General features: G+C 53.8%; 5 protein-coding genes. All 5 read left to right on the plus strand.

Going from position 1 to position 7,349, the window contains the following annotated elements:
- Window positions 1-193 precede the first annotated feature (193 nt).
- The 5 genes from DFR37_RS20580 to DFR37_RS20600 are packed head-to-tail and all read left to right on the plus strand — an operon-like array spanning window position 194 to window position 7,280.
- Entirely contained in the window at window positions 194-1,174 is a 981-nt protein-coding gene (locus DFR37_RS20580; RefSeq protein ID WP_147251647.1) for a PDDEXK family nuclease, read from the plus strand.
- A 4-nt stretch (window positions 1,175-1,178) separates the two neighbouring features.
- On the plus strand, window positions 1,179-3,206 hold the full coding sequence (locus DFR37_RS20585) for a hypothetical protein (protein WP_113935048.1): 2,028 nt from the start codon (window positions 1,179-1,181) through the stop codon (window positions 3,204-3,206).
- 4 nt (window positions 3,207-3,210) lie between these two features.
- Window positions 3,211-4,551, plus strand: a complete 1,341-nt coding sequence (locus DFR37_RS20590; RefSeq protein WP_113935049.1) for a hypothetical protein — start codon at window positions 3,211-3,213, stop codon at window positions 4,549-4,551.
- Window positions 4,541-6,277 carry a TnsD family Tn7-like transposition protein gene (locus tag DFR37_RS23585; RefSeq protein ID WP_113935050.1) on the plus strand — a complete coding sequence of 579 codons (1,737 nt, stop codon included), beginning with the start codon at window positions 4,541-4,543 and terminating at the stop codon, window positions 6,275-6,277. The genes DFR37_RS20590 and DFR37_RS23585 overlap by 11 nt, the downstream gene beginning before the upstream one ends.
- A gap of 19 nt (window positions 6,278-6,296) precedes the next feature.
- Window positions 6,297-7,280: a TniQ family protein gene (locus tag DFR37_RS20600; RefSeq protein ID WP_113935051.1), complete on the plus strand. Its 984-nt coding sequence runs from the start codon at window positions 6,297-6,299 to the stop codon at window positions 7,278-7,280.
- Window positions 7,281-7,349: the final 69 nt, after the last annotated feature.

A 7,349-nucleotide genomic window follows, 5' to 3' on the forward strand; every position in this document is an offset into this window, starting at 1 on the left:
TTGCACAAAAGCCAGCCCTCTTTCGAGTAGCTGGCTTGGCGGATGTGCACACATAGGCGTCGGAACCTAGTGCACATACTGCCCCCGTCAGGCTGTGCTGTCAAGCACAGTCGGGGGTAGCGTTTTGCTTTTTATAAGCGCGCAAATGCGGTTCCCTGATTAAAAACTATTCAATGTGGAACCACCTATCAGTATGGCACGCAACGCACTAATTAGTGAACAACGGTTCACGCGCATCATGAAGCGTCAGCAGAAATCTCGCTGGCTTTCGGAATATGAGCCAGCCATGCTCGCTACGCGAGACGAAGCGCCTAAAATCAGCCGGCCGTCTACGGCGTATGCCGGCAAGCTCGGCAGGCAAATGCATTTCATGTCCCTAGCGGAGCGGCACGTATGTCTGCTAGCGCTGTATCACCCGGCGGTCTTCGATATCCATGAGCAACATATGCTCCACCCATTCGAAGCAAACCATCCGTTAGATGGACTGCCTCAAGCGGCGCGCATGTCTTTACCGAGGCTACGCGGCACTGTGACAGTCGCAGAAGAATTGGGGATGCTTTCTAAACACCCCGTCGTGTGGCTTGCAGGACGCACTAAAGCCGCAGAGCCAACTCGCCACGCTTTCCCTTATCTGGGCGATCTGCTCTTATTCCTGCGCGATGAGCACGGCCCCTACTGCGTCAATTGGAGCGTCAAAGCCAGACGTATCGACTTCTTTGACACCGCCCAGCCTAGTAGCAAAGCCGTAACGCCAACAGAAAGTACACAACCGGCACTGAGCATGCGTCACCAGCTCGAACGCCAGTACTTCGCAGACGTCGACATTTGCACACACTTCGTCGCCGCCGAAGACCTGAACTTGAGCGTTCTAGTCAATTTGCAGACGCTGTTTGTTCGCGCGCAACAACATTTCGGGCTCACACAAGAAAAACAAGAGCTTCTCGTTCTTGCGTACCAAAGGTTGGTAGGGACTAAGACAACCGTACTTTCGCAACTTCCAGACTTGATGGAGCGGTTTGAATGCGACCGTTCGCAGTGCCTGATCGCGCTGTACCACGCCGTGTGGGAGCGGCGCCTGCGGGTTGATCTGTTCCAGCCAGTTCTGGTAGATAAACCACTCAGCGAGGAACGCACCGACATCTTAGTGCAATACGCACATCTTTTCGGACGATAAAAACATGCAAGTAGGTACAGCTTTGGAAGCACCAGAGGGTTATGTCGCCCTCGAGCCCGGTCTGACGTATTACTTCTTACGTAGCAACCGGGTTACCGGACTGGCTCAAATTGTCCTGTTCACTTTCTGTGGGCGCTGGCTCGCTCATCTTCGTTCAATGCCGCGCGCCGAGTTCGAAGAGGCTCTCATCAACGGCTTGATCGTAGCCGTCGCCTCGCCTCAAGGACCCCCTCCGTTCTTAGCAGGAGCGAAGGGACGGAACTTGAGGAGCCACGATTTACAGAGGGTTAATGCCAAGAAACTACACGTAGAACGAAAAGAAGAACGCATTCTAAAAATTGCTCCATTGATCAAGGACATCGACTCCATTCTTAGCGCGGCGAACCCCGAAAAAGAACTCAACCGGTATGCCCACACGCGAGGCTTTAACGCACAACGTATGCGGTTTTGGTTTTTCTCCTACGCCTGCTTTGGTGCCGACTCGGACGTTCTGTTCCCGCATTACTTCAACTGCGGGCGCTGGAATCGCCTTGATCGTACGGCCGGTGTTAAGTGGGGCCGCAAGTCCAAATCGCGGGGCACTTTGAGCGGGTCTCGCCTCAGCCACGAAGATATTGCCAAAATCGTCAGTTCGTACTTGCGCCATCGCGCTCCGGGTAGACCCTTGACTGTGATCTACGCCCTAGCAATGCATAAAGACTTCAATGCAGCAGTTCACATTGACGAGCAGATTGGGCAAAAGCGACTTGTCTCTACCGATGGGAAGCCGTTACCGACGTACGATCAATACCGGTATCAGCTTCGCAAAGCGTTGGGGGTAGAAGCGATTCAAACGGCGCGCTGGGGCGCCACACGGTATCGACGTACCAAAGCAGCGCATCAGGGAACTTTTACAGAATCCGTTAGTAATCTACTGGAACGTGTTGAGGCTGACGCATACTACTGCGAAGATCGGCCTTTGAGTTATCAAGGCAATGGGTCGCTGCGCCCCTTGGTCGTAACGCGCCTGACTGATTCCACATCAGGAATGCGGTTAGGCATCGGCTTCGCGTTCGGTAAAGAAGACAGCCAGTCGTATCACAGCGCACTATTCTGTGCCGCTATCCCAAAGAAAAAGTTCTGCCAACTCTTTGACATTGTAATTTCTGAGGCGGATTGGCCCTCACAAGGCCTACCCCTGCACTACATCACAGATCGTGGACCCGGTGTAAAACGCGAGCGCAACCACGATGCGCGCGACGGCGAGGGTTTAATTATTCGAGAGCTTACTCCATCCGGGCAAGGACAAAGCAAAGCCCTCGTCGAGTCAGCCCAACGACGTACTACTAAGTTGGAAGGACCAACCCGTGCGCCACAGTCCACCCTCACCGTAATCGAGATGGTTGTTCGCGAAATTCATCGCCTGCTTGCAGAGAATCAAACTTCGGACGTGAGCAGTCGCCTGACGCCAGAAATGATTCAACACGATACCTTTCCGTCGCCTAATGGGGTCTGGAATTTCCTCGATTCGCGTGCACGCAATGACAGCCACCACGTCTCCTTTGATGATGCAGTCAGGCGATTCTTGGTCGACACAGAAGTGAGTATTAATCGATCGGGTGTTTGGCTGAAGGGACAGCGCTACGACTCATCTGCCTTGCGTCAAAATGGCATTCTGGATCGCGCTAGTTCCGTCGGCGCACAGCGGCTGAGAGCCTACGTGTTCCCTTTCTCCGTTCGATACATCTGGGTGGAAGTGGCGCACGAGATCATTGAGGTCGAAGCAGAACTAGGCTTGAATGACGATAAGGCGCAGTTAGTGAGAACTGCAGAAACGTTGACAGAAGAGTATGAGAAAAGAAAGCAGCTAGGCAGAGAACGCAAGCAGGACAAACACGCAACGACTGTCGAGCATCTCGGCCGATTCGGCGCTCGCACCGGGAAGGATTGGCACCCTAAACCCTCCGCACGCCCGGTTCCTAGAACGTCTCCCGCAGCGATTAGAGAAGAAGAGAAGGAAATCGAACGCCTACTCAAAGGCAAGGAGGGCTAACAGCATGACTCATAAATTTGTGCATGCCCTCGCTCACCGGTTCGACGGACTCGATTGCGCCACCACCATCAGGGATAGGGTCACGACACTGCCTCCAGCTCTAGACCTGGCAAGCGTGCCGGAATACATGATCGAGACACGAGTTCGAGACACCTTGAGTGAGTTGTACCTACCGACGTCTTATGACATCTTGCTGCTACAAGATTTAGTCAGAATGGCCAAGGCCCACTGCGAATCGGCATACCGCAGCGACGCACTATACCTTGCAGGTCTCTATACGCCCTACCAGGATTATGTGGCTGAACCCAAGCTACCAGTATGTCTGACGGGACTAGCCGGCGTAGGGAAATCGTCAGTGTTACGCGCCATGCGACGACTGCTCGGCGGTCCAGTCGAGCTGCCGCTGGATGAAGTGCATGGTCCTGTCAGCACGCTTTCCCATTGGCATGTCCAAGTGCAAGCGCGTGCGACTGCTTCGGCTCTTCTGGGGTCTTTGGTACGAACAGAATTAAACGGCGCTAGCGACAGACCAGGCCTTGTCATCCCTTTAAGTGCAAAGACAGCTTTTAAAAGGGGAGTCTCGCTGTTTTTTCTCGACGAGCTGCAATTCCTAACGCAAAGCGCCTCGGCCAACACAGCCGTCACCAAACTGCTCTATCAGCTAGTAAGCATCGGCGTACCAACCGTGTTCGTCGCCAATTACAGTCTTTGCAGGCTGCTTCAGAACCGTCCCGAACAAGATCGTCAGCGCCTGCTGGCTAAGCCCTTTGTCTTACCCACGTCCACACCCGACTCAGCCGATTGGCTCGGCTACTTGGGCGCGGTGCAGCGAACTCTGCGCCCGAGCCTGTCATTGGACTTGCAGGCAGAGCAGACCACCCTGTTCCAACTCACTGCGGGCTTGAAGCGACTTTTGGTTCATTTACTGACCCGTGCCTTCTTCTTAGCCAGGCAAAAGGGGCAACACCGCTTGGAACTCTCCCATATCAGCAGCGCCTATGACGACACCGAGTATTCGACCAGTCGCCGTCAGGCAGAAGCGATTCTTCGTCCGTACTCGACAAAATCGAGTGAATACGAGTGCCCGTTTCCTCTGCCAAAGGCCGCCGCCGCAGAATTGCTTAGCGCCCAGCGACATGCGCGCAGCAAAGAGATTCTCACAAAGATTCAACGCGACGCCTTGCACGTTAGTCAAAAGAAGCCTATTGATTCGACGATTATCCAATCCAAACCTACACGCAAGCTCGCGCGGCCCAAACTCACCGCCGACGAGCTTCGAAAATCGAACATGCAACGCCTGAACCCGGGCCCCGTCAGCAAAGGACCGGAACCCCATGATCGATAACAGCAACCTTTCACTCGGATTAGATCTTCCTCTGCCCGTGTCAACGTGGCATGAGGATGAAACCTTATACAGCTTGTGTTCGCGATTCCATTTGGTGTCGGGAAACGCACTATCCGGGGCGACTGCTTTGCAACTGTTTGGTCACCGCAGATATGGCACCCAGCACGATTTTGCTTCGCGCATCAACGTCTTCGTACAACGTACTCACGGGCGATTTGGTGCGGCGGCGCCGAGTGTTATTCGCAAGCACACGATACTGCCCTTTTATCTTCCCTGGCGGCCGGTAGAGCTGCAGAATCGGATAATTGGTGAACTCAGTGCGGGTAACGCAAGCAGAGTGAAGAGTTGGCTCGGCTTACCGGCCAGCCGAATCAGAGCCAATCATCCTCTCAAGGCCTGCCCTACGTGCATGCGGGAGGATCGGGAGCGATTGGGCGTCGGATACTGGCATCTACGTCACCAATTTCCCGGTGTGTGGATGTGTTCCGCCCACGATTGTCTTCTACACGAGTCGACTCAAAAGTCCACCGGGGTCGGGCGTTTTCTGTGGTTTCTACCGCAGGAAGAGGATCTCAAGCCTCCGAATTTAAATTTACGATGGGCCCCGACGAAGCGGAGCCTCCATCTATTGGAAGCGGCAGCATTAGCCACGTACTCATTGCCCAGCGATGAGCACATCGACCCTGCACGTCTCGCAGCGACGTACCGGGAAGCCCTGCTGGAACGTCGACTCTTGCGAGGGGCGACGCAGGTCGCGCTAGAAGATGCCGCATCTCAATATCACTGTTTCGCCCGCGACTTGAGGCTCACCAACCTGGGTTTACCAATACCAAGTACCGTTCACGACGCTCGACAACAAATGAGTAGGATCTTTTCGCCCACCGCACAACCTACACATCCGCTCCGCCATTTTCTTATGATCTTATGGTTGTTTGACGGTTGGGAGGAGTTCTGGCGTACATATCAGAATACAACTTCCAACCAAATGATTCACCACCTCGTAGGATCGGTTCCCCAGGTGGTCCACTCTGAGAAGCGCAAGTTAAACCTGCTTCACCTGGTTGAGAAGGAGGGACACACACTCTCGCGTGCGGCACGAGAAGTTGGCATCGCCGTTTATACCGCACAAGCATGGGCCAGCGAAAAAGGGCTCCCCGTAGTGAAGCGTCCCAAACTCTCTCGCGAGACAATAAGCGCCGTTAAAAGCGACTTACGTCGTGGAAGGGAGCCTTCATACATTGCCGATCGACACGACCTATCAGTGCAGACCGTCAAGCGAATGTTAAAGACCGATCTGCGCTTATTCGAACGATGGCTTCAAGCCAACACAGCGCTCCGCCTGTCAGCGATGCGACGAACGTGGCTACGCGCGATAAAGCGGCACCCCCACGCGACCCTTAAGGAGCTTCGAAAGCAGCAGCCAAAATGCTATGCCTGGCTATACCGCAATGATAAGGCTTGGCTCACCGAGAGCCTTGCACTCGTACCGAAGTATCAGCAACAGCCGAGTATGCGGGTGAACTGGTCCCGGCGCGATACTGAACTGGTCGAACTTCTATCCGGAACGATTGACGGGTTGGCTACTGCCAATACGAGCCAACACGTGACTATGCAGCAGATGTACCAGCTCCTACCGCAGATAAAGCCGTATCTTAATAAATTGGATCGCCTCCCACTGACCAAAAGTCTGTGTACGCAAATTCGGCGACGAGCCCTCACACCGTAGCCTACGCGAGCATCACCTCATGCAAATTCTCAAACCATTCCCGGACGAATTGGGCCTAACTCATCTATATCGGCTGTGGGCCGTGAACGATCTTCATGGTTTGACATTCGGCTCCCTAGCAAAGGCTTTTGTCAGCCGCACTAAAGACGTACGCCGCGACGGCTTCCAACTCCCGTGGACACCTCTATACATTCATCAGATAGTGTCCCATCTTTCGGGGATGCCGGAGCAGGAGTATCGTGCTCGCCACACCCTCATGGCGTTGGACAAGAACTGGCGTGCGACTCATACGCATACGCCCGTGAAACATAGCAAAATTGATGTCTACGCCTTTAAGCCGTTTCAGAGTGATAGCATCGCCTCTGAGCCGCCCTTAAGGCTATGCCTCCGGTGCCGCGAAGAAGATCTATATTTACACCGGATGACGTACTGGCATCGCCAACACCATATCGCCGGACTCGACATTTGCCTTAAACACCACTTACCTCTGCACAGGTTGGATTGGCAACACGCGCATTCCGCTTCGAATCCGGCATCATTGCAGGGCGTGCTTCCCAGCGACAGTTTGATCCAAGCCAATATTGACCCGTTGCTGCAACGCTATTTTGAAGTAGCGCGCCATATATTGGAAAATCCTGCGCCACCACTCTATATTCACGCTCATGAACAACTGCTCAAACGCGCTACCGAGATGGGGCTAGGTCGGCAGCAGGTCAGCTTCAGCGGAACCTATTGCTACTTTGAACACGAGCTAGCCCGATATCTCTACAGCCATTTGCCACGAGTTTGGCTGGCGGAACACTTTGCCGCCAAGTTCCAGGACAAGGCGTTCATGCCGGATTTCATATGCGACGATCGCTATCATATTGAGTTGAAGCGGCTGGCGCTGCCTGATATGAGTCGACCAATCTTTCTGCTGCTAGCATTGGCGGCGGTGTTTAAGTCTGCAGAGGAAATATGCCTATTGCTGTTTGATCGTAACGGCCCGCCCTGTACCGTCTAGAAGTCTCGGTTAAATCTCATCAAGATACGTGTCCATGTATTTTTTGAGATGTACACGTATTTTCATGAG

Origin of the sequence: Eoetvoesiella caeni (genome assembly GCF_003315175.1) — a bacterium.
Lineage (GTDB): Bacteria > Pseudomonadota > Gammaproteobacteria > Burkholderiales > Burkholderiaceae_B > Eoetvoesia > Eoetvoesia caeni.